Source organism: Roseinatronobacter sp., assembly GCF_051859525.1.
Taxonomy (GTDB): Bacteria; Pseudomonadota; Alphaproteobacteria; order Rhodobacterales; family Rhodobacteraceae; genus Roseinatronobacter.
The window spans coordinates 387,377-408,313 of record NZ_JBHYFM010000001.1 but is presented as its reverse complement, the minus strand read 5'-3'; the positions used below and the strand labels follow the sequence as shown (position 1 = coordinate 408,313).

At 60.7% G+C, this 20,937-nt stretch carries 20 protein-coding genes and 1 tRNA gene; 9 read left to right on the top strand and 12 right to left on the bottom strand.

Annotated elements, in window-relative coordinates; all coding sequences use genetic code 11:
- Nucleotides 1-2 precede the first annotated feature (2 nt).
- The 6 genes from ACTIE1_RS01985 (at nucleotide 3) to ACTIE1_RS01960 (ending at nucleotide 4,183) form a co-directional block, all read left to right on the top strand.
- Nucleotides 3-1,145 carry an acyl-CoA dehydrogenase family protein gene (locus ACTIE1_RS01985; RefSeq protein ID WP_439560053.1) on the top strand — a complete coding sequence of 381 codons (1,143 nt, stop codon included), beginning with the start codon at nucleotides 3-5 and terminating at the stop codon, nucleotides 1,143-1,145.
- Entirely contained in the window at nucleotides 1,145-2,191 is a 1,047-nt protein-coding gene (locus ACTIE1_RS01980) for an enoyl-CoA hydratase/isomerase family protein (RefSeq protein ID WP_439560054.1), read from the top strand. The genes ACTIE1_RS01985 and ACTIE1_RS01980 overlap by 1 nt, the downstream gene beginning before the upstream one ends.
- 2 nt (nucleotides 2,192-2,193) lie before the next feature.
- Nucleotides 2,194-3,066: a 3-hydroxyisobutyrate dehydrogenase gene (gene mmsB, locus ACTIE1_RS01975; RefSeq protein ID WP_439560055.1), complete on the top strand. Its 873-nt coding sequence runs from the start codon at nucleotides 2,194-2,196 to the stop codon at nucleotides 3,064-3,066.
- Nucleotides 3,063-3,704 carry a Crp/Fnr family transcriptional regulator gene (locus ACTIE1_RS01970; RefSeq protein ID WP_439560056.1) on the top strand — a complete coding sequence of 214 codons (642 nt, stop codon included), beginning with the start codon at nucleotides 3,063-3,065 and terminating at the stop codon, nucleotides 3,702-3,704. Before mmsB ends, ACTIE1_RS01970 begins: the two co-directional genes overlap by 4 nt.
- An 87-nt stretch (nucleotides 3,705-3,791) precedes the next feature.
- Nucleotides 3,792-3,995: a YgaP family membrane protein gene (locus tag ACTIE1_RS01965; protein WP_439560057.1), complete on the top strand. Its 204-nt coding sequence runs from the start codon at nucleotides 3,792-3,794 to the stop codon at nucleotides 3,993-3,995.
- A 113-nt stretch (nucleotides 3,996-4,108) separates the two neighbouring features.
- Nucleotides 4,109-4,183, top strand: a tRNA-Gln gene (locus tag ACTIE1_RS01960).
- 111 nt (nucleotides 4,184-4,294) lie between these two features.
- Here ACTIE1_RS01960 and ACTIE1_RS01955 read toward each other — a convergent pair.
- The 3 genes from ACTIE1_RS01955 to ACTIE1_RS01945 form a co-directional block, all read right to left on the bottom strand.
- A complete protein-coding gene (locus ACTIE1_RS01955; protein WP_439560058.1) occupies nucleotides 4,295-5,434 on the bottom strand; it encodes an alkane 1-monooxygenase in 1,140 nt (379 codons plus the stop codon).
- A gap of 106 nt (nucleotides 5,435-5,540) precedes the next feature.
- The gene (gene gloA / locus ACTIE1_RS01950; protein ID WP_439560059.1) at nucleotides 5,541-6,041 is read right to left on the bottom strand and encodes a lactoylglutathione lyase; all 501 of its coding nucleotides are present in this window, start codon (nucleotides 6,039-6,041) and stop codon (nucleotides 5,541-5,543) included.
- 16 nt (nucleotides 6,042-6,057) lie between these two features.
- Nucleotides 6,058-7,104, bottom strand: a complete 1,047-nt coding sequence (locus tag ACTIE1_RS01945; RefSeq protein ID WP_439560060.1) for an A/G-specific adenine glycosylase — start codon at nucleotides 7,102-7,104, stop codon at nucleotides 6,058-6,060.
- A 99-nt stretch (nucleotides 7,105-7,203) separates the two neighbouring features.
- Here ACTIE1_RS01945 and ACTIE1_RS01940 point away from each other — a divergent pair, with 99 nt between their 5' ends.
- From ACTIE1_RS01940 to ACTIE1_RS01930, 3 genes are read left to right on the top strand one after another with little or no spacing between them, the layout of a single operon-like run.
- Complete coding sequence (locus ACTIE1_RS01940) at nucleotides 7,204-7,758, top strand: DUF721 domain-containing protein (protein ID WP_439560061.1); 555 nt, start codon at nucleotides 7,204-7,206, stop codon at nucleotides 7,756-7,758.
- Nucleotides 7,758-8,414, top strand: coding sequence for a DsbA family protein (locus ACTIE1_RS01935; protein WP_439560062.1), 657 nt, complete (start codon nucleotides 7,758-7,760; stop codon nucleotides 8,412-8,414). Before ACTIE1_RS01940 ends, ACTIE1_RS01935 begins: the two co-directional genes overlap by 1 nt.
- 4 nt (nucleotides 8,415-8,418) lie before the next feature.
- Nucleotides 8,419-9,537: a CaiB/BaiF CoA transferase family protein gene (locus tag ACTIE1_RS01930; RefSeq protein WP_439560063.1), complete on the top strand. Its 1,119-nt coding sequence runs from the start codon at nucleotides 8,419-8,421 to the stop codon at nucleotides 9,535-9,537.
- Nucleotides 9,538-9,645: 108 nt separating this feature from the next.
- On the opposite strand, the gene ACTIE1_RS01925 is transcribed toward ACTIE1_RS01930, so the two are convergent.
- The 9 genes from ACTIE1_RS01925 to fliF all read right to left on the bottom strand — a co-directional run bounded on the left by ACTIE1_RS01925 (nucleotide 9,646) and on the right by fliF (nucleotide 20,874).
- Complete coding sequence (locus ACTIE1_RS01925) at nucleotides 9,646-11,859, bottom strand: TRAP transporter permease (protein WP_439560064.1); 2,214 nt, start codon at nucleotides 11,857-11,859, stop codon at nucleotides 9,646-9,648.
- Between the two features lie 155 nt (nucleotides 11,860-12,014).
- A complete protein-coding gene (locus ACTIE1_RS01920) occupies nucleotides 12,015-12,989 on the bottom strand; it encodes a TAXI family TRAP transporter solute-binding subunit (RefSeq protein ID WP_439560065.1) in 975 nt (324 codons plus the stop codon).
- Between the two features lie 195 nt (nucleotides 12,990-13,184).
- The gene (locus tag ACTIE1_RS01915) at nucleotides 13,185-14,561 is read right to left on the bottom strand and encodes a sigma-54-dependent transcriptional regulator (protein ID WP_439560066.1); all 1,377 of its coding nucleotides are present in this window, start codon (nucleotides 14,559-14,561) and stop codon (nucleotides 13,185-13,187) included.
- Nucleotides 14,558-16,405, bottom strand: a complete 1,848-nt coding sequence (locus ACTIE1_RS01910) for a sensor histidine kinase (protein WP_439560067.1) — start codon at nucleotides 16,403-16,405, stop codon at nucleotides 14,558-14,560. Before ACTIE1_RS01910 ends, ACTIE1_RS01915 begins: the two co-directional genes overlap by 4 nt.
- Before the next feature lie 69 nt (nucleotides 16,406-16,474).
- Nucleotides 16,475-17,572 (bottom strand): redox-regulated ATPase YchF, encoded by a 1,098-nt coding sequence (gene ychF, locus ACTIE1_RS01905; RefSeq protein WP_439560068.1) that lies wholly within the window; start codon nucleotides 17,570-17,572, stop codon nucleotides 16,475-16,477.
- A gap of 86 nt (nucleotides 17,573-17,658) precedes the next feature.
- The gene (fliP, locus tag ACTIE1_RS01900; RefSeq protein ID WP_439560069.1) at nucleotides 17,659-18,396 is read right to left on the bottom strand and encodes a flagellar type III secretion system pore protein FliP; all 738 of its coding nucleotides are present in this window, start codon (nucleotides 18,394-18,396) and stop codon (nucleotides 17,659-17,661) included.
- Between the two features lie 4 nt (nucleotides 18,397-18,400).
- The gene (locus ACTIE1_RS01895) at nucleotides 18,401-18,673 is read right to left on the bottom strand and encodes a FliM/FliN family flagellar motor switch protein (RefSeq protein WP_439560070.1); all 273 of its coding nucleotides are present in this window, start codon (nucleotides 18,671-18,673) and stop codon (nucleotides 18,401-18,403) included.
- Nucleotides 18,674-18,675: 2 nt separating this feature from the next.
- Entirely contained in the window at nucleotides 18,676-19,266 is a 591-nt protein-coding gene (locus ACTIE1_RS01890) for a hypothetical protein (protein ID WP_439560071.1), read from the bottom strand.
- On the bottom strand, nucleotides 19,267-20,874 hold the full coding sequence (gene fliF / locus ACTIE1_RS01885) for a flagellar basal-body MS-ring/collar protein FliF (RefSeq protein ID WP_439560072.1): 1,608 nt from the start codon (nucleotides 20,872-20,874) through the stop codon (nucleotides 19,267-19,269). It abuts the gene before it with no gap.
- Nucleotides 20,875-20,937 lie beyond the last annotated feature (63 nt).

Below are 20,937 nucleotides of genomic sequence, written 5' to 3'. Positions count from 1 at the left end.
CCATGGATTTCAGTTTGACCGAGGAATCAGACGCGATTTTTGATATGGCGCGTGCGTTCGGGCAGGAGCATATCGCGCCCTTTGCCCGCGACTGGGAAGCGCAAGGCACCATCCCGAAAGACTTGTGGGGCAAGCTGTCGGAGCTGGGTTTCGGGGGGCTGTATGTCCGCGAGGGGAGTGGCGGGGCGGGATTGTCGCGGCTGGATGCAACGCTGATATTTGAAGCGCTGTCCATGTCCTGCCCATCGGTAGCGGCATTTTTGTCCATTCACAACATGTGCGCGGCGATGATTGACAAATTCGGGTCCGAGCAGATGCGCACCGAGTTGTTGCCGCGTGTGGTCGGGCTGGAGTGTTTCATGTCCTACTGCCTGACCGAACCGGGGTCGGGATCAGACGCGGCGGCGCTGAAAACGCGCGCGCAACGCGACAATGAGGGTTATATTCTGAACGGCACCAAGGCGTTCATTTCGGGTGCGGGCTATTCTGACGGCTATATTGTGATGGCGCGCACAGGCGCGGACGGGCCGCGCGGTATATCTGCGCTGGTGGTCATGGACGGCACGCGCGGGTTAAGTTTCGGCGGGTTGGAGGACAAGATGGGCTGGCGGTCGCAGCCCACCCGTCAGGTGCAGTTCGATGATTGCCATGTGGGGGCGGACGCCCTGCTGGGCGAGGAAGGGCACGGGTTCCGCTATGCGATGGCGGGGCTGGACGGGGGGCGGCTGAATATCGCGGCCTGTTCGCTGGGCGGCGCGCAGGCCGCGCTGGATGCAACGCTGGCCTATATGGGCGAGCGCCGCGCCTTTGGCCAAAGCATCGACCAGTTTCAGGCGTTGCAGTTCCGGCTGGCCGATATGGAGATCGAGTTGCAGGCCGCGCGCGTGTTCCTGCGTCAGGCCGCGTGGAAACTGGACCACGGCGCGCCGGACGCCACGAAATACTGCGCGATGGCCAAGAAATTCGTAACCGAGGCCGGCAGCCGCGTGGCCGACCAATGCCTGCAATTGCATGGCGGCTACGGCTACTTGGGCGATTACGGGATAGAGAAGCTGGTGCGCGATCTGCGGGTTCACCAGATCCTTGAAGGGACAAATGAAATCATGCGCCTGATTGTTGCGCGCCAGATGCTGGCGGCGCGCTGATGGGGGATATTCATATCCGCCGCGAGGGGCACGCAGGCCGTATTTCCCTGACCCGTGCAAAAGCCCTGAATGCCCTGAGCCATGACATGTGTCTGGCGATTGATGCAGCCTTGCTGGACTGGGCCGACGACGACAGTGTCGCAGTGATTGTCATTGATGCCGAGGGCGAGAAGGCATTTTGCGCCGGTGGCGATATCGCGCACATGTATGACACCGGACGCGCGGGCGATTTCAGCTATGGCCGGAGGTTCTGGGCCGATGAATACCGGATGAATGCGCGGCTGGCCGAGTATGAAAAGCCCGTTGTCAGCTTCTTGCAGGGGTTTGTCATGGGCGGCGGTGTGGGCGTGGGTTGCCATGTCAGTCACCGTGTGGTGTGCGAAAACACCCAAGTGGCGATGCCCGAATGCGGCATCGGCCTGATCCCCGATGTGGGCGGGACATATTTGCTGGCCAATGCCCCCGGCCGGTCGGGCACATATCTGGGCCTGACCGGCGCGCGTATGGGACCGGCAGACGCAATTCATGCGGGGTTTGCGGATATGTTCCTGCCGCAGGCTGACTGGGAGGATGCGAAGGCCGCGCTGGTCGCCACCGGCGATACAAGTGCATTGCGCCCTGCCACGCCGCCCGCGCAGGCATTGCTGGCGGAGCATCGCGCGGAAATCGATGCGGCCTTCGGCTGCCCTACGCTTGCCGGCATCATGGAATCGCTTGAACAATCGGGGTCGGATTTCGCGAAACGCACCGCCAGCACATTGGCGCGCAATTCGCCCTTGGCAATGGGCTGCACTTTGGCAATGTTGCGCGCCCTTGGGCCTGACGCCACCATACGCGACGCATTGATGCAGGAATTCCGCTTCACATGGCGGTCAATGGAGCAGTCGGATTTTCTGGAAGGCATTCGCGCGGCCATCATCGACAAGGACCGCAGCCCGCGCTGGCGCCATGCGCGCATTGAGGATGTGGCAGATGCCGATATCGCGGCCATGCTGGCGCCACTGGGACGGGATGAGCTGACATTTTCCACAAGCGGAAAGGATTGAGCATGAAAATAGGTTTTATCGGATTGGGCAATATGGGCGGGCCAATGGCCGCCAATCTGGCCGCTGCGGGGCATGATGTCACGGGGTTCGACCTTGTGGCCCCTTGCCCGCAAGGGGTGGCACGCGCAGCCAGCGCAACGGATGCCGCAACAGACGCGGATGTGGTCATCACCATGCTGCCCAATGGCGCGATCCTGCGCGATGTCGCGGCATCGGTCATTCCCGCAATGCGCAAGGGCGCGGTGTTATGCGACTGTTCAACCGTGGACGTGGACAGCGCGCGCGCGGTCGCCCAGCAGGCCGTTGACGCGGGGCTTGGCGCGCTGGATGCGCCGGTATCGGGCGGGGTTGGCGGGGCCAGCGCGGGCACGCTGACCTTCATGGCGGGCGGGTCTGACGACGCCTTTGCGACTGTCCTGCCGCTCTTTGACATTATGGGCCAGAAGGCCGTGCATTGCGGGGCCTCCGGCGCAGGTCAGGCGGCAAAAATCTGCAACAACATGATCCTTGGTGCCACAATGGCCGTCACCTGCGAGGCCTTCGCCCTGGCTGACAAGCTGGGACTGGACCGCGCGCGCATGTTCGATGTTGTGTCCACATCATCAGGCTATAGCTGGTCGATGAATGCCTATTGCCCTGCCCCCGGTATTGGCCCCCAAAGCCCGGCGGACAATGACTACAAACCGGGATTTGCGGCGGAACTGATGCTGAAGGACCTGCGCCTGTCCCAACAGGCCGCGCAAAGCGTGGACGCCCCCACCCCGATCGGGGCACGCGCAACGGAACTCTATGCCAGTTTCGTAGAAGACGGTGACGGCAAGGGGCGCGATTTCTCGGCGTTGCTGCCGCATTTCGCGGCACTTGGCCGGACGTGACGGACTGGGCCGCGCAAGCCCTGCCGGGGCTGAAGCCGCGCACCCTTGCGCGGCTTGACGCCCTGCCCTGCCAGACCATACCCGCGCAGATGCCGCTGTTTCATGCAGGTGATCGCGCCGCGGGGTTCGCGATGGTGCTGGACGGCCGCATAGACGTGTACCTGAGCGGCGCCTCGGGGCGCGAGATATTGCTGTATGCGATCGAGCCGGGGGAAAGCTGTATCCAGACAACGCTGGGCCTGATGGGGGACGCGCCCTATAGCGGCACGGCAATCACGGCCACGGCATGCAGGCTGGTGATGATTCCGGCGCCGGTGTTCCATGACCTGATTGCCACAGCGCCGGTATTTCGCAATTTCGTATTCCGCGCATTCGCAGCACGCATGAACGAGGTGACACACCTGCTGGAACAGGTTGCCTTCATCCGCATCGAATCACGGCTTGCGCGCATGTTGCTGGACATGGAACGCGGGAATGAAATCACAACCACCCATGCTGAACTTGCGGCAAGAATCGGCACTGCGCGCGAAGTCATATCGCGCCAGTTGGAACGATGGACAGCAGCGGGTGTATTGCAAACCGGACGCGGCCATATCCGGATATGCGACAAGGCGCGGCTGCAAGCATTATCGGCGTGACGGCCATCATGTGTGACCTTGTCACAGACAGACGGTCTGGATTGCAGTATCCAGCATTCTGGCAATTCACAGCGAAGGAGTAGTGTGATGTTGGCACAGAATGTTGGCGGTATTGACCGTATTTTGCGAATTGTGGTCGGACTGGCGCTGATTGCAGGTTTTTTCCTGAATGCAGAAGCCAGTATGCGGTGGTTGTATCTGATCGGCATAATCCCGTTGGCAACGGGCCTGATGCAAACCTGCCCCCTGTATTCCCTGATCGGCGTGAACACCTGTCGGGTGAAAAAATAAGTCACAGGCGGGCGCGATCCGGTGGTACGCATCTGTGCCACCATTTCTTGCATTTTTTTCGTCAGAAGGGTCTTGCAGCCCAGCCCCGCCTTGGCTAAACAGCGCTTCACAGTTGGGGTGTAGCCAAGTGGTAAGGCATCGGTTTTTGGTACCGTGTATCGTAGGTTCGAATCCTACCACCCCAGCCAGTATTTACTAAGTTATTGATATACAACGTGGAACGCGGCCTGATTCCCAGTGCCCCCCTGTTTTCGGGGCAACTGCGACACAAGACCGAGAGAGCGCCCAGCGTTATAGTGTCACGATGCCCCGCGCGGGGCGGGGGTTGCGTGGTTGTCATAATCTGACCAATCCACAATATCAGGATAGAACTGCCGCCGCCATGCACGCACTTTCGGGTTCATGAAGCGCCGCCACAGCGGCGGGATCATGGCCAGTGTCGTCAGCGCGGGATAGCCGTAAGGCAGTTGCGGGGCCTGATCGGTGCCATAGGTTTGCAACAGCGGAAAGCGCCTGTCGGGCTTGTAATGATGGTCGGAATGGCGTTGCAGGTTGATCATCAGCCAGTTTGACGCCCGATGCGAGGCGTTCCAGCTGTGATGCGGGCGCACGGGTTCATATTTCCCGTCCCCCAGATACCGCCGTGTCAGGCCGTAATGTTCGATGTAATTTGTCAGTTCCAACTGCCAGATGGCAATCAATGCCTGCCACAGGAACAACACCAGCCCCCATGCGCCCCCGATGCCGAAGGCCAGCGCCAGCATTGCGCCTTGCAGCGCCGCGTAGCGCCAGAACGGGTTGCTGCGGTGCCATACCGGCAGCCCCTTGCGCGCCAGCATCGCAGCCTCGGCACGCCATGCCGATGGCGGGCAATCGCGCAGCACACGCAGGAAATATGCCTGAAACCCCTCGCCCATGCGGGCGGTCACAGGGTCGCGCGGGGTTCCCACATAGCGGTGGTGAACCTGCAAATGCTCGGACCGGAAATGTGAGTAAAGCACTGATGCCAGCAGTAAGTCACCCAACCACCGTTCCAGCGCGGTTTTCTGGTGCAACAACTCATGGCTGTAGACAATGCCGATCACGCCTGACATGACGCCCACCCCGAACATAAGCGCCAGTTCTTCCAGCCAGTGCAGATGCGTGGTTGTGGCAACCCACCACAGCGCACCGAAGATGACGACGAATTGCACCGGACACCAGACCAGCGTGATCAGCCGGTACCAGAACAGGTCCGTCAGCGGGGTTTCAGTGTCGGGGTTGTCGGTATACAGGCCGGTGATGAAATCCATCACCGTAAACGCCACCCAGCCATAAAGCGGCATCAGCGCCAGCCACCACCCGCCCCAAAGCGCGGCCATGATCACCAAGGGCACAAAGCCCAGTGACGCCCAGAAAGGAAGCGCTGCGGACAGGCGGCGGAACTGCTGTGGTGTCACGTCACTGGCCTTTCACGACTATGGGCCTTTCACTTAGGCACATTCCCTTCGTGCTGAATGATACCAAAAACCGCGCCATATCAAAGCCCTGCCGCATGCGACAGATTCACACTTTATGCTGCGCCAGCAACCCGTCCATCAGGTCCGGTTGCACGATTTCGATCCAGTAGCCGTCCGGATCACGGATGAAGGCGATTTCCTTCATCCCCCCCTCGCCCAGACGCTTCTGGAATGTCACGCCCATGGCCTCGAACCTTGCGCAGGCGGCGGCAATATCGGGCACCGCAACGCAGATATGCCCGAAGCCCTTGGGGTCGGAATTGCCCGAATGCATGGCGCTGTCGTCAGTTTCAGTGCCCCAGTTATGCGTCAGTTCCAGCAGCCCCATTGCGCTGAACGCCTGTTCCAGTGACCCGTCGGACTGGTCGGAATGGCCGCGCGGTTGCAGGAAATACAGCGAAAAGCGCGCGTCCTCAAAATCCAGCCGTGTGACAAGGCGGAACCCCAGCACTTGCTCATAGAATTCCAGCGCGCGCGCAGGTTCCTTGATACGCAGCATCGTATGGGTCAGTTTATACTGTGCTGTTTGGGCAAGATCGTTTGTCATTGTGCCTGTGTCCTTGTCATGGTCGGGTGAAATAGGGGGCTGCCAGCGCATGCGCCTTGCGCATGACAGTGGGCAGCGCGGTCGGGGTGAAATCCTGCGCGGGCACAAACAGCCCCTGCGTGGTCATGGGCAAATGGGCCACTTCCAGCGCCAGACGCAGGTGAAAATGCGTGAAAGTGTGGCGCACTTCCCCGCTTAGGGGCTGCCAGTCGGCGGCCACAGGCGGCGCGGATGCGGGCGGCATTTCTGTCCACGCACTTCCGGGCCAGCCCAGCATGCCGCCCAGCAGGCCCGACTCGGGGCGGCGTTCCAGCAGCCAGGCCCCATCCTCGCGCTGTCCCAGATAGGCAACGCCCAGCCGCACCGGCTTCGGCGCCTTGCGCGTTTTTGCGGGCAGCATGGCCGCCGTGCCCGCTGCACGCGCCGCGCAATCCTCCATCAGCGGGCAAATACCGCAGGCGGGGTTGCGCGGGGTGCATATTGTGGCCCCAAGATCCATGATCGCCTGCGCATAATCGCCCGCGCGGCGTGCAGGGGTCAGGTTTGCCGCCAGCGCTGTCAGCACCGGTTTGGCCGCAGGCAGGGGCGTGTGCTCATTAAACAACCGCGCCATGACGCGTTCCACATTGCCATCCACCACGGTTTCGGGGTGGTCGAAGGCAATTGCCGCAATCGCCGCAGATGTATAGGGGCCAATACCGGGCAAGGCCTGCAACCCGTCGCGCGTGTCCGGAAAACCGCCCCGCGCCGCCACCGCACGCGCGCATTTCAGCAAGTTGCGCGCGCGGGCATAATACCCAAGCCCCGCCCACTGCGCCATCACATCGGCATCATCGGCGGCGGCCAGTGCCTGCACATCGGGCCAGCGGGTGGTGAAGCGGTGAAAATACGCCTTTACCGCCGCAACAGTGGTTTGTTGCAACATCACTTCCGACAGCCAGATGCGGTAAGGGTCCGGCCGCGCGCCGGAATGCGGCGGTATGCGCCACGGCAAATCACGCGCATGACGGTCATACCAGTCCAGCAACCGCGATGGGATCGTCGTGGTTGCAGTGTCGCGCATTGGAAGGTCCCTTCTTGTCAAATTCGCGTGCGCCCTCTGGCCCTCGGCGTCATAAAGGGTAAACTGCGCATTACAACCCGCAAGAGTATAACTGGCATTATGGCAAAAAAACCGGCTTCCACAGCGAACACCCCCGCTGCGCCCCAACGGCGCAGGCGCGGGTTTGAGGCCGCGTCGGGGCTGCTGAACACGCAGATTCGCAAGGTGGGCGAGGCGCGCGGTTTTGCCGTCAGCCGCCTGTTGACGCATTGGCCGGAAATTGCGGGGGCCGAACTGGCTGCATGTTGCCGCCCTGTCAAGGTCAGCTACGGGCGCGGCGGGCTTGGTGCGACACTGACACTTCTGACCACCGGCGCGGCAGGCCCAATGCTGCAAATGCGCCTGCCCGCCCTGCGCGAGAAGGTGAATGCCTGTTATGGCTATAACGCCATCGCGCGTATTGCGCTGACGCAAACAGCACCGACCGGATTTGCCGAAGGACAAGCCGAATTCACCCCTGCCCCCAAACCCGCGCCCAAGGCACCCGATCCGCATGTCATGCATCAGGCCAAGGCCGTTGCGGATGGTGTGCATGATGACGGGCTGCGCGCAGCCCTTGAACGACTGGCCGGAAATGTGCTTTCCAAGGCCGCGAACAACAAAGGACATCACTGATGAACAAAACGCTTCTTCCCGCACTTGCCGTTGTTGCTGCATTGGGCGGCGGTGGCTGGTGGTACATGTCGCAAGGCCAGACGCCTGCGACAGTCGCAAGCGCGCAGACACAGGGCAATCTGCACCAGATCCATGAACTGGACATGCCGCTGGGCAATCCTGATGCGCCTGTGGTGGTGGTCGAGTATTCATCACTGACATGCCCGCATTGCGCGACCTTCAATCAGGGCCCGTTTCAACAGATCAAGGAAGAGTTCATCGAGACAGACCAGATTCTGTATCTGAAGCGCGAAGTCTATTTTGACCGCTATGGCCTGTGGGCGGCCATGGTCGCGCGCTGCGGTGGCGAACAGCGCTATCACGGAATGCTGGAACTGATCTATGAACAACAGCGCGTCTGGGCAGGATCGAACGACCCGATGGAGGTTGCCAACAACCTGCGGCGGCTGGGCCGTCAGGCCGGCATGAACGACGCCGAACTGAACGCCTGTCTGGAAGACGCCGACAAGGCGCTGGAACTGACGGAATTCTATCAGGCCAATGCCGAGGCGGACAATATCCGCTCGACCCCCACATTCATGATCAACGGGCAGCAATATTCCAATATGCCGCTGGCGGAATTCCAGCGCGTGCTGAACGAACATCTGGGCGGCTGATCCGATGGCCGGACCATTGCAGGGCGTGCGCGTCATTGAACTGGCGCGCATTCTGGCTGGCCCATGGGCGGGCCAGACGCTGGCCGATCTGGGCGCCGAGGTTATCAAGGTGGAATCCCCGCAAGGCGACGACACGCGCCGCTGGGGTCCCCCCTTCGTTGACCGCGACGGCACCCTTGACGCGGCCTATTTCCACGCCACCAACCGCGGCAAGAAATCCGTGACCGCCGATTTTGCCACGCAATCAGGGCGCGACAAGGTGCGCGCCCTGATTGCGGATGCAGATATCGTGATCGAGAATTTCAAGTTGGGCGGCTTGCAAAAATACGGGCTGGATTATGCCAGCCTGTCGGCAGAATTTCCGCGCCTGATCTACTGCTCGATCACGGGGTTCGGGCAAACCGGCCCCTATGCCAGCCGCGCAGGCTATGACTACATCATTCAAGGCATGTCGGGGCTGATGTCGGTCACCGGCCCTGCGGACGGGCAACCCCATAAGGTGGGCGTGGCCGTCACCGATATTTTCACCGGCATCTATGCCAGCACGGCCATTCTGGCCGCCCTTCATGCACGCGCCAGCACCGGCAAGGGGCAGCATATCGACATGTCCCTGATGGATTGCGCCGTGTCCATCATGGCCAATCAGGCGATGAACTATCTGGCGACCGGCACCGCACCGGGGCGGTTGGGCAATTTCCATCCCAATCTGGCCCCCTATCAGGTTGTGCCCTGTGCGGACGGGCATATCATCATTGCGACCGGCAATGACGCGCAATACCAGCGCCTGTGTTCGGTTCTGGGGCTGGACGGGCTGGCGCAGCACCCCGATTATGCCACGAATGCGATGCGGGTGCGCCATCGTGACGCGCTGTCCGCCCTGATCTGCGCGCAGACGGAAAACTGGGCCAAGGCAGATCTACTCTCTGCCTGCGAGGGGCGCGGCGTACCGGCCGGTCCGATCAATACCATGGACGAGGTGTTTGCCGACCCGCAGGTCATTGCGCGCGGGCTGCAACTGGATATGGACGGGCTGCGCGGCGTGCGCTCTCCCTTCACGTTTTCCGGGTATGATCTGGATTTCAGCCGCCCTGCGCCAGCATTGGGGCAGGATGATCCTGATTAGCGCAGGTTGCCCAAAAGCGGGCGCCGGTTTCAAGCAACATAGGCCAGCCATGAAAAGGACCGCATCACATTCGTGACGCGGTCCTTCGCACCTTACCCCCTGTCAGGGTCAGTCGTGACCTTCGGCCACAGTATTGGGTGTGGCGGTTTTGCGCTGGATGAAAAACACCAGCGCCGCCACACCAAGCCCGATCGCATCAGAAATCCAGCCGCCCGAAATCATCGCAATCGCGGCAGCGCCGACGATCAGCCGCAAGGGCCAGCCAATGACACCGAACAGCCAGCCCTGCACCGCAGATGCCAGCAAATAGATGCCCAGCAGCGCGGTAAAGAACACATGGATAATATTGAACCAGTCCCCCTGCATCAGCAGACCGTCATTGAAGAAGAAGATGAAGGGCACGATGAAGGCCGCAAGCCCGATCTTGAAACTTTCCACGCTGGTCTTCATCGGGTCTGACTGCGCAATGGCCGCACCCGCATAGGCCGCAAGCGCCACAGGCGGCGTGATCGCCGACATGACCGCGTAGTAGAAGATGAAGAAATGCGCCGTCAGCGGTTCAATCCCCATACGGATCAACCCCGGCGCAATGACCGCTGCCGCCACGGCATAGGCCGCTGTGGTGGGCATGCCCATGCCAAGGATAATCGCCACCAGCATCGCAAAGACCAGCGCCAGCAACTGGCTTTGCCCCGCAAGGCCCAGCAACATGGACGAAAACCGTGTGCCAACCCCTGTCAGCGCAATGACACCGACGATAATGCCGGCCGCCGCACAGACCGCGACCAGTTGCAGCGACATGCGCGCTGCAATTTCAAAAGCATACAGGATTTCGCGCACCAGCATCTTATGCGGCGTAAACCAGCTGACCACTGCCGCCGACGCCATGGCCAGCGTGCCCGCGCGGATGACCGAATAGCCCATGAACAGCGCGCCGATCAGGATAAAGATGGGAATGAACAGGAACGCGCGCCGCGCCAGTACATCGAAACGCGGCAGCATGTCGCGCGGCAAGCCCTTCATGCCCTTCTTCAACGCTTCCTTGTCGACCATGAAATAGACAGATGTGAAATACAGGATCGCGGGAATGATCGCGGCAATCACGATATCGCGGTAGGCAATGCCCGTAATCTCGGCCATGATAAACGCGCCCGCGCCCATGATGGGCGGCAGGATCTGGCCACCGGAACTGGCCGCTGCCTCGACCGAGGCGGATGTTTGCGGCTTGTAGCCCACCTTCTTCATCAGCGGAATGGTCAGCGACCCTGTCGACACCACATTCCCTGCCGATGTGCCGTTGATCATGCCCATCAGACCACTGGCAAACACCGCCACCTTGGCCGGACCGCCGCGCGTGCCGCCCGCAGCCGCAAACGCGAAATTCACAAAATACTCGCCCACGCGGCTGGCTTGCAAGAAGGCCGCGAAAGTGATGAACAAGATGATATAGGTGGACGAAATCGCCGTGGTTGGCCCAAGAATGCCGTTATCGGTATAGATGAACCCGAAAAAGCGCGCAGGCGCATAGCCGCGATGGTTCAGCACACCCGGCAACCATGGCCCGATGAAACCATAGGCCAGAAAGATCCCCACAATAATAACCAGCGCCAGACCGGCCAGACGGCGCGTCAACTCCAGTATCAGGATAATTCCCGCGATGGACGCCCACATGTCGTTGGGGTGCGGAAACACCTGTGCGCGCGTTCGCAGGAAATCGGCATGGCCAATAATATATGTCCCCACCACGATGGCCGCGACCGCCAGAAGCGTGTCGGCCAGTGACAGGTTCGTGCGGTTGCGGACAGGTTGTATCCAGCTTGCGACCAGCACCAGAACCGTGCCCCCGATCAGCGGATAGCCGAATGTCATGACATGCTTGCCCGCCGGTGCGCCGGTGGTAATCCGGTCGCCGGTCAGCAACATGACCGACACCTGCCCCAATGCCAGCACAATCAGCGCGCCACCAACTGCCAACAACCCCTTCTCCAGCATGGAAAGTGGCGCATCATGTTCGTCATCATGCAGGGCACGCGCAGAAAACAGGATGAACCCCAATGCCAGACCACCGGCAACATGGATCAGGCGATACCGCCATGGTTCAGTCAGATCGATCGAGGGAAGGCCCAGAAAATCGGTAAGCCGGTCATGCAGGCCATTCATCGCGCCCACATGAAACACCGTATAGGCAATGCACAGCGTGGTTACGACAAGCCCCACCACCCCCGCAAAGACGCGTTGATTGCCCGTGACAATTTCATTGTCGACGCCCTTGGCAATATTGTCGGCTTCTGTTTGCGCGACCTGCGCTGCAGTCTGAGACATGGTTCCCCCAAATCTGGAATTGCGGCGATGACTGGGCCATCAACGGGTGCAGGCGCGCACCGGATACAACTTGTCCGCGCATCGGCACGGCCTATGACAACAGGGTCAGAGCGCGGCAACGCTCTGACCCGATATTCAGACGGGCGAAATGGCCATCACCCTTTCAGGTCGTCAGGGATCTCGATCCCGATTTCCTCGAAATAGCGCACCGCACCGGGGTGGAATGGCAGGAACGAGTTGTTGCCCACATTCTCTGGCAGGGTGGCGGCGGCGGCAGCATGGATTTGCAGCATACGCTCGTTGTTTTCCATCACCAGCTTGGTGATTTCATAGGCCAGACTTTCAGGCATATCGGCATGCGCAATCGCGAAGTTCCACATGGCGACCGAAAGCTGGTCTTCGTCCTGTGCGGTATAGGTGCCGGCAGGAATGTTGAATTGCGACACTTCAGGATGACCTTCCATGATGGTCGCAAGCTCGTCTTCCGTGAAGCCGAACATCACAACATCCGCTTCGGCGGCCAGCTGCGAGAACGCGCCGATGGGCAGGCCAGCCGCGAAGACGAACGCATCAACCAGACCGTCCTTCAACTGTCCGGCAGTGTCGGCCGCGCCTGCATTCGACACCGTGACATTCAGGCCCAGCGTATCAAAGAAGCGGGGCCAATAGGTGCCCGGCGTGCCGCCTGCGGGGCCTACGCCCACGCGCTTGCCTTCAAAATCACTGACCGAGGTGATTCCGGAACCGCTTAGCGCGACACCCTGAAACGGGGTTTCATACATCGGGAACAGCGCGCGGATCTCGCTATGCTCCAGCCCCGGTGCAAGTTCGGACACGCCGGTCCATGCCTCGAATGCCGGACCCATGGTGACCAGACCGATATCATGGTCGCCCATTTGAACCAGTGTGACGTTCTGGACCGGACCACCGGTCACTTCGCCAGATGCGTTCAGGCCCAGTTCTTCGCCCAGAAAGCCTGCCAGACCATTGCCATACACGAAGTACACACCACCCTGACTTGCTGTACCGACCGTCAGGTCAGATGGCCAGCCGTCACGGTCCTGCGCATTCGCCATGGATACAGACATAACAGCAGCAGCGGCCATAGCCGCGAAATTGGTATAACGCATTGGGAACCTCCCCTTTGGTTTTGCGTATTTGCACGGGCTTGCACCCCCCTCTTCTTGCGGTGCAAGCACTGCGGTGACAGCAAACGGTTCCGCAGTCGAATTCAAGCGCGCAGACAGGGCCATGCCGGTTTTTTCGGGGCAATCGCTGCGCGTGGGTAGCAAACTACACATGTGCGCGGGGTGATGTGTGGATTCCTACACATCACCCTGTGACGGCGCGGCAACGTCCGGACCAGCAGGCAGGAAGTTTCCCTTGTCGATGCCATGGCGCACCAGCTTGTCATACAGCGCCTTGCGCGACAGCCCAAGGGATTCATAAACCGGACGCAATGCGCCCTGATGCCGGATCAGCGCATCCACCAGCAGTTTGCGTTCATGTGCGGCCATCATATCGGCAAGTTTTCCCGACGGCGCGGCAGAATCCGGTGCTGTGTCGCTTAACTGCACGCCAAGGGCAAATCGTTCGGCAGCATTGCGCAATTCACGCACATTTCCCGGCCAATCACTGCGCGACAATTCCGCCAGAAAGGCCGGACTGGCCGTGCGCGCGGGCAGTCTGTGGCGCAAGCAGGCTTCGGTCAGTAACCGCGTAAACAGTTGCGGCACATCTTCAAGGCGTTCGGACAGCGGCGGCACGCGCAAGCTGACCACATTCAGCCGGTACAACAGATCTGCCCGAAAGCGGCCTGCCGCAACCTCTGCCTCCAGCGCGACGCGACTGGTGGCAATGAACCGCGCATCAAGCTGGTGCTGGGCATTGGACCCAAGCGGGGTGATCACACGGTCCTCGATCACGCGCAGCAGCTTGCCCTGTACATCCAGCGGCATGGCGCCAATATCATCCAGCAAGATCGTGCCGCCGCGTGCATGGTCGAACTTGCCCATCCGCGCACGAATGGCACCGGGAAAAGCGCCCGCCTCATGCCCGAAAAGCTCAGATTCAATCAGCGTGTCGGGAAGTGCGCTGCAGGTGATGGCGATAAACGGGCGCGCAGCCCGTGGCGACAGGTCATGCAAGGCACGCGCCACGATTTCCTTGCCCGTGCCCGTATCCCCCACGATCAGCACATCGGCGTCAGACGGGCCAATCGTGCGGATCTGGCGGCGCAGCGCAATCATCCGGTCGGACCGCCCGACAAGCCGCGCCTCCAGATCGTCCGCCTGCCCCGCCACGGCGCGCAAGCGGCGGTTTTCAAGAACAAGCTGCCGGAATTCCAGCGCACGCGCCGCAATCGACGCCAGTTGCGCCCCTGAAAACGGTTTTTCAATGAAATCATGCGCCCCTTCGCGCATGGCCCGCACCGCCAGCGGCACATCACCATGCCCCGTAATCAGGATAACGGGCACATCACGGTCAATTTCATGTATGCGGTTCATCAGCGTCAAGCCATCCAGACCGGGCATGCGGATATCGCTGATGATTACACCGCCAAACCCTGCGGTAATCCGGTCCAGAACAGGTTCGGCACGCGCAAACCCGTCCACCTGAAGGCCCGCCAGATCCAGCGCCTGCGTGGTAGAGCTGCGCAAATCTTCATCATCATCAACAAGCAGGACAACCGGCAGTGTCATTCCGCAGCCTCGGCGGTCAGGGGGTGCGCAGCATGCAGGTGCAAGGTAAACTCCGCGCCGCCATCAGGATGGTTGCGCGCGGTAATCCGGCCATCAAAATCGCGAATAATATTGAACGAGATGGACAGTCCCAGCCCCAGCCCCTTGCCCACCTCCTTGGTCGAAAAGAACGGGTCGAAAATGCGCGGCTTGACCGCATCGACAATGCCCGGCCCGTTGTCGCGCACGCGAAGTTCAATCATGTCCCCCATCCGGCACGCGACAAGGCTGATCTGCTTGTGCTCCTGCCCCTCGACGGCATCAATCGCATTGGCCAGCAGATTGACCAACACCTGCTGCAACCGCACGGCCCCCGCCGTCACAACAAGCGGGCGCGGCCCCAGATCGACATCCAGCGCAACATTCGATCGGTCCAGTTGCCAGCCCAGAAGCTCGCGCGCATCGGCCACCACCTCGGCCAGATTAACGGGGCGCAGTTGCTGATGCGGCTTGCGGGCAAAATTGCGCAAATGGCGGCTGATACGGCCCATGCGGTCAATCATGCCCAGAATACGCCCGATATTGTCATGCGCATCCGCATTGCGCCCGCGATCCAGCAACACTTGCGCGTTTTCCGCATAATTGCGCGCTGCCGCCAGGGGCTGGTTGAATTCATGGCTCAGCGCGGCAGACATCTGGCCCAATGCGGCCAGTTTACCTGCCTGCACCAGTTCCGATTGCGTCTGGCGCAAGCGGTCTTCGGTTGCGCGGCGTTCGCCCACCTCATCGCGCAGGGCGTCATTGACCGCGGCAAGCTGAGAGGTGCGCTGGACAACACGGGCTTCCAACTCATCGCGCGCGGCCTGCTGCACCGCCAGCCGTTCGGCCAGCTGGCGCCGTCTTTGCCACAGGATAAAGCCGCTTAGCCCCAGCACCCCCAGCCCGAACCCCGCAAGCGCCACAGCGCTGGCGGCCTGAACGCGCGCGGGGCGCGTGTTCAACAGCACCTGCACCGTCCATTCCGCCTCGGCCATCGGGGCCTGCGCAACCAGATACTCCAGTTTCGCGCCATCATCGGCACCCGTTCGCAACAAATCAAAGCCGCTGGAATCCGTTTCGCGGGCATAGTCGATCTGTCCGATATCGGCATTGGCATAGCGCCGCGTCTGCACCGTGCGCGCCAACCTGTCGGGCGTCAACGGGCCAAACGACCGGAACAGCCAATCCGGACGGTTTGACAGGAACACGATATTTTCCGGGTCGGTCACAATGATGCGCAACTCGTCCGATGCCCAGGTCTGCTCAATCTCGTCCACGTCGATCTTGATGACCATCACGCCATGGCGCTGGCCTGCAACATCAATGGGCGCACCGAAATAATACCCGCGCTTGTTCGATGTTGTGCCCAGCGCATAAAACCGCCCCGCCCCTTTGGGGCCAAGCGCGTCAAAGAAATAGGGGCGGAACGCGAAGTTTCCGCCGACAAAGCTGTGGGGTTGGTCGAAATTGCTGGCCGCCAGCGTCACCCCGTCACGATACATGACATAAATATCGGACGCGCCCAGCATTTCGGCCGTGTCGCGCAAATACAGATTTGCCGCAACCACCAGATCAGGGTCGCGCGGGGCCAGCACCAGCGACCGGATCACGCGCTGTTCCGCCAGCAAATGGGGCAGCCGTTCAAAACGCGACAACTGCCCGCGCAAGGACGCCTCGGCCAGATTAAGCGTGTTCTGCCCGCGGTCGTGCAACTGCGTGAAATACAGAACGGTCGCACGGTTCCACGCGAACCAGCCCAGCGCGACCACAACACCCAATGCCGCAATTGCGCCAAGCGCGACGTGGAACAGACGGCTGCGTTGCATTGGTGGACCTGTCAGCAAAAACCTGCACCCCAAAGAACCCCAACCCTGCCCCGATGTCAAATCTGCCGGTCAGGCATTGAACAGGAAATGCAGCACGTCGCCGTCCTTCACCTCGTAGGATTTGCCTTCAACGCGGAATTTACCGGCATCCTTGGCCCCTGCTTCACCGGAATAGGTGATGTAATCGTCATAGGCGACAGTTTCGGCGCGAATGAAACCGCGCTCGAAATCACCGTGAATGACACCGGCCGCCTGTGGCGCAAGCGTGCCAACAGGGATCGTCCATGCGCGCGCTTCCTTGGGGCCGACAGTGAAATAGGTGTGCAGCCCAAGCAACTGGTAGCCCGCGCGAATAAGCCGGTCCAGCCCCGCCTCCTCCAGCCCCATTTCCGACAGGAACATCGCGGCCTCATCGGTATCAAGCTGGCTGATCTCTTCCTCGATGCGGGCGGAAATGACGACATGGGCCGCGCCCTGTGCTTCGGCCATCGCGGCAACCCTTGCAGACAGGCTGTTTCCCGTCCCCGCCGAGGATTCCTCGACATTGCAGACAAAAAGAACCGGCTTGGATGTCAGCAACTGCAACATCCGCCAGCTTTTGCTTTCCTCCGCGCTGATTTCGACTGTGCGGGCGGGTTTGCCCGCTTCCAGCGCCGCCAGCGCACGGCGCAACAGCGCATCCTGTTCCACCGCTTCCTTGTCACCGCCGCGCAGCTTGCGCGACAGGTTGGCAAGCCGCCGCTCGATGGAATCCATATCCGCAATCATCAATTCGGTCTCGATGGTTTCCGCATCGGCCACCGGATCAATCTTGCCCTCGACATGGGTGACATCATCATCCTCGAAGCAGCGCAGCACATGGGCAATGGCATCCACTTCACGGATATTTGCCAGAAACTGGTTTCCCAGCCCCTCCCCCTTGGAAGCGCCACGCACCAGACCGGCAATATCGACAAAGGTCATCCGTGTTGGGATCACCTCTTTGGATTTGGCGATATCGGCCAGTTTTTGCAGCCGCGCATCCGGCACGGCCACATCACCGACATTCGGTTCAATCGTGCAAAACGGGAAATTGGCAGCTTGCGCAGCGGCCGTTTTCGTCAATGCATTAAACAATGTCGACTTGCCCACATTCGGCAAACCCACAATTCCCATTTTGAAACCCATCACCATTCCCCTGACTGGCATTCGCAAGGGCCGCTTTTAGGGTTTGACCGCAGATGTGGCAAGGGCATCAGGCGGAAATGCCCCGATTACATGTAACTTCGCACCAGCGCCTCGGATATCAACCGCCAGCCATCGGCAACAACAAAGAAGGACAGCTTGAACGGCAAGGACACAATGGCGGGCGGCACCATCATCATGCCCATCGACATCAGCACCGCAGCAACCACCAGATCGATAATCAGAAACGGCAGGAACACCAGAAACCCTATCTGAAACGCGCGCGCAACCTCGCTTAGCATGAAAGACGGAACCAGCACGGAAAGGGGCGCATCGGGGGACAGATCCGGCACCGGTGTCGGGCGCAACCCCGCCAAACTTTCATAGGTTGCCGTATCCACACGCGCCGCCATGAACTGGCGAAACGGGTCCGCGACACGCAAAAACGCATCCTCAAGGCTGATATCGCCATCATTCAGCGGCACAATTCCCCCCTGCCATGCGGCAACAAAGACCGGTTCCATGACGAAATAGGTCAGGAAAAGCGCCAGCGATACAATCAGCATATTCGGCGGTGACTGCATCAGGCCCAGCGCCTGACGCAAGATCGCCAGAACCGTCACGATGAACGGAAAACAGGTCACCATAACCAGAATACCGGGCACCAGACTAAGCAGCGTCAGCACCACGATAAGCTGCACGCTGCGCACGGCCAGCGACCCGTCCTCTCCGAAGCTGAAAGTCACCTCCTGGGCGATGGCGGCTGTGCCCGACAGCATTGCACACGCGGCAATAATACCCGAAACAATGGCAAACCTGAATGACATGGCGCTACAACACCGCTTTCAGGTCAATAATCTCGGTCAGGCGCACACCCAGATAGCCGGCATTGTCGCCCTCCATCTCCTCCAGCACGCCGCGGGCAATCAGCTTTTCACCGATGAACAGTTCAACCGGATCATCAATGCGGCGGTCCAGCGGCAGGACCGACTCCCGCCCCAGCCGCATCAACTCGCGCACCATGGGCCGCGCGCGTCCCACCGAAACGGCAATCTCAACCGGCACCTGCTCCAGGATGGCAGTGTTCAGTTCACTCTCTTGCATTCTCAGGCCTCTCTCATGTTCTTAAGTGCCACCTGCTGCGCAAACGCGTCCCGAAGCTGCGTGATCACAGCATCAAGATCGATCGTTTTCTGGTGGTCATCCACACGCAATGCCACCTGCGCTTCGGTGTAGCTTGCTTCCTCCAGAAGCTGGATTTCGATCCCCGGCACGGCGGCAACCACATGTTCCAATGCCGGACGTGCCAAAGGCGCACAATACAGGGTCAGCGGACTGCGTGCCGGTCGTGCCGCCGCCTGTTGCAACCCTTCCAGCACCAGCCCCGGCAGGGAAAGGCGCATAATCTCCGGGACAAGTTTCTCGATCAATGTCTCTGTCAGCGACAGGAAGGACGCTTCCAGCGCAGCGTGGGCCTCGTTGTAAGTGAAACTTATCGCCTGAAGCGCCTCAAGTGCGGCCCCCTCGCGCAGCGCATCCTCGTCGCGCATTTGTTGCAACGCATCCTGCCAGCCCGCGCCGTAGCCCTGCTCATACGACTGCACGCGCAGCGCTTCGGCAGCTTCTGCATCAAGCAGCGGCTCTTCATCAGGCATGGCGGTTTCAAACACCTCCAGCTTCAGCATCGCCTTCCTCATCTAGTTTCCTTTCGGGGTGGTATTGCCTTCATCCATCCAGTGACGAAGCACTTCGACAGATTCCTGCTGGCGTTCGGCGATCAGTTCACGCAGGCGCGACACCGGATCATCGGCGTTGCCAAACGCGTCCCCCCCGCCGCCCATTGCCGGAAAATCCAGTGCAAGGGCTGTGTTCATTTCCGGAAAGCCCCCGCCGCCGGATAATGCAGGCGGGTCATTTGGTTCGAATCTGTCAAACCCCTGTTCAGGCGACGCTTGGGTGGCGGCACGCAGGATCGGGCGCAAAACGAACACGGCCAGAACCACCAATGCCACCAGCGCAAAAACCCATTTCAGCAATGTCATAAGATCAAGACTAGACGTGGAAAACAGCGATGAACTTGCTTCTGTTCCCAATGCGGCGATGGGTTCAAACGCCATGGATCGCAGCGTAATGACATCCCCGCGCGCCTCGTCATACCCTACGGCCGACGCCACAAGATCCCGCAACCCCTCCAGCTCCTCTGCATTGCGGGGTCGCCATGACACAACGCCCTCCGCATCCGTTTCCGTGATCCCGTCAATCAGCACAGCAACGCTTAATCGCCGTATCGCGCCAGGCAGGCGTTCAATTTCACGGCGGGTCTCGGACATATCGAAATTCGTGCGCTGGCGTGTCTGGGTTTCCCGGTTCTGGGCGCTTCCATCGGTTCCGGCCGCCGCATCGCCATCCGGCAGGTTCCCCGCCACAGTGACCCCCTGCGCACGCGAATCGGTGCTGTTCACCTCGCTTTCTTCGGTATCGGTACTGATTGCGACACGGGTATCTGGATCGACCAGCCGTTCCTGAATCGTCTCGCGGTCGGTCACAGTGTCTACGCTCAACTCGACGACCGCGCGCCCGTGGCCGACATGGGCCTCCAGCAGGCGTTCAACCCTGCGGCGCATGTCGGCTTCGCGGTCACTGGCATTTCCATTGGCCAATGCCTCGGTTTCCGGTCCATAGACCAGCCCGCCAGCCCCATCGATGACCGACACATCCTCGGGCTGCATACCGGCAATGGCCGAGGCAACCAGAAACCGGATAGCCCGCGCCTGCGCCGGGTTCAGCATGCCCGAAACAGTCGTCACTGTCACCGATGCGCTGGGGGCGATTTCGCGCCGGAAGGCCGAGTTTGCCCCTTGCGAGATATGCACGCGCGCCGAGCGGATATGCGGGCTGGCCGTTATGGTGCGTGCCAGTTCCCCTTCGCGCGCGCGCCAGTACGCGGCGTCGAACATCTGGGATGTGGTGCCGAACCCCGAGAGCGAATCAAGCAATTCGTACCCGGCATGGGAATTCGCCGGCAACCCCGCCGCAGCCAGCATCAGCCGTGTTTCATCACGCTGCGCGGAGGGCACGAAAATCGCATCCCCCCGGACATCATAGCGGATACCGCGTGTATCCAGCATTTGAATCACTTCGCCAGACGCCGCATCTTCCAGTCCTGCATACAGAAGTGACATGCCGGGACTAGAAGCCAGACGCGCCAAACCCGTGACCGCAACGAACATCAAGACTGCGACCCCGATGATCAGAATGCGCTTCGTATTGTCCAGCGCGGACCAGAGCGACTGAAACTTCTGCACTGCGATTCTCCTTGTGTGGGCTTCTGCCCTTGATCTGATCGCAGTTTCGCCGCTCTCGCTTAA

Excerpts from the sequence above, each read along its gene's own strand:
- ACTIE1_RS01925 (WP_439560064.1), bottom strand. The coding sequence starts at position 11,859 with ATGTCTCAGACTGCAGCGCAGGTCGCGCAAACAGAAGCCGACAATATT.
- ACTIE1_RS01940 (WP_439560061.1), top strand. The coding sequence starts at position 7,204 with ATGGCAAAAAAACCGGCTTCCACAGCGAACACCCCCGCTGCGCCCCAA.
- ACTIE1_RS01915 (WP_439560066.1), bottom strand. The coding sequence starts at position 14,561 with ATGACACTGCCGGTTGTCCTGCTTGTTGATGATGATGAAGATTTGCGC.
- ACTIE1_RS01920 (WP_439560065.1), bottom strand. The coding sequence starts at position 12,989 with ATGCGTTATACCAATTTCGCGGCTATGGCCGCTGCTGCTGTTATGTCT.
- mmsB (WP_439560055.1), top strand. The coding sequence starts at position 2,194 with ATGAAAATAGGTTTTATCGGATTGGGCAATATGGGCGGGCCAATGGCC.
- ACTIE1_RS01985 (WP_439560053.1), top strand. The coding sequence starts at position 3 with ATGGATTTCAGTTTGACCGAGGAATCAGACGCGATTTTTGATATGGCG.
- gloA (WP_439560059.1), bottom strand. The coding sequence starts at position 6,041 with ATGACAAACGATCTTGCCCAAACAGCACAGTATAAACTGACCCATACG.
- ACTIE1_RS01935 (WP_439560062.1), top strand. The coding sequence starts at position 7,758 with ATGAACAAAACGCTTCTTCCCGCACTTGCCGTTGTTGCTGCATTGGGC.
- ACTIE1_RS01910 (WP_439560067.1), bottom strand. The coding sequence starts at position 16,405 with ATGCAACGCAGCCGTCTGTTCCACGTCGCGCTTGGCGCAATTGCGGCA.
- ychF (WP_439560068.1), bottom strand. The coding sequence starts at position 17,572 with ATGGGTTTCAAAATGGGAATTGTGGGTTTGCCGAATGTGGGCAAGTCG.
- ACTIE1_RS01890 (WP_439560071.1), bottom strand. The coding sequence starts at position 19,266 with ATGAGGAAGGCGATGCTGAAGCTGGAGGTGTTTGAAACCGCCATGCCT.
- ACTIE1_RS01965 (WP_439560057.1), top strand. The coding sequence starts at position 3,792 with ATGTTGGCACAGAATGTTGGCGGTATTGACCGTATTTTGCGAATTGTG.
- fliP (WP_439560069.1), bottom strand. The coding sequence starts at position 18,396 with ATGTCATTCAGGTTTGCCATTGTTTCGGGTATTATTGCCGCGTGTGCA.
- ACTIE1_RS01980 (WP_439560054.1), top strand. The coding sequence starts at position 1,145 with ATGGGGGATATTCATATCCGCCGCGAGGGGCACGCAGGCCGTATTTCC.
- ACTIE1_RS01930 (WP_439560063.1), top strand. The coding sequence starts at position 8,419 with ATGGCCGGACCATTGCAGGGCGTGCGCGTCATTGAACTGGCGCGCATT.
- ACTIE1_RS01895 (WP_439560070.1), bottom strand. The coding sequence starts at position 18,673 with ATGCAAGAGAGTGAACTGAACACTGCCATCCTGGAGCAGGTGCCGGTT.
- ACTIE1_RS01945 (WP_439560060.1), bottom strand. The coding sequence starts at position 7,104 with ATGCGCGACACTGCAACCACGACGATCCCATCGCGGTTGCTGGACTGG.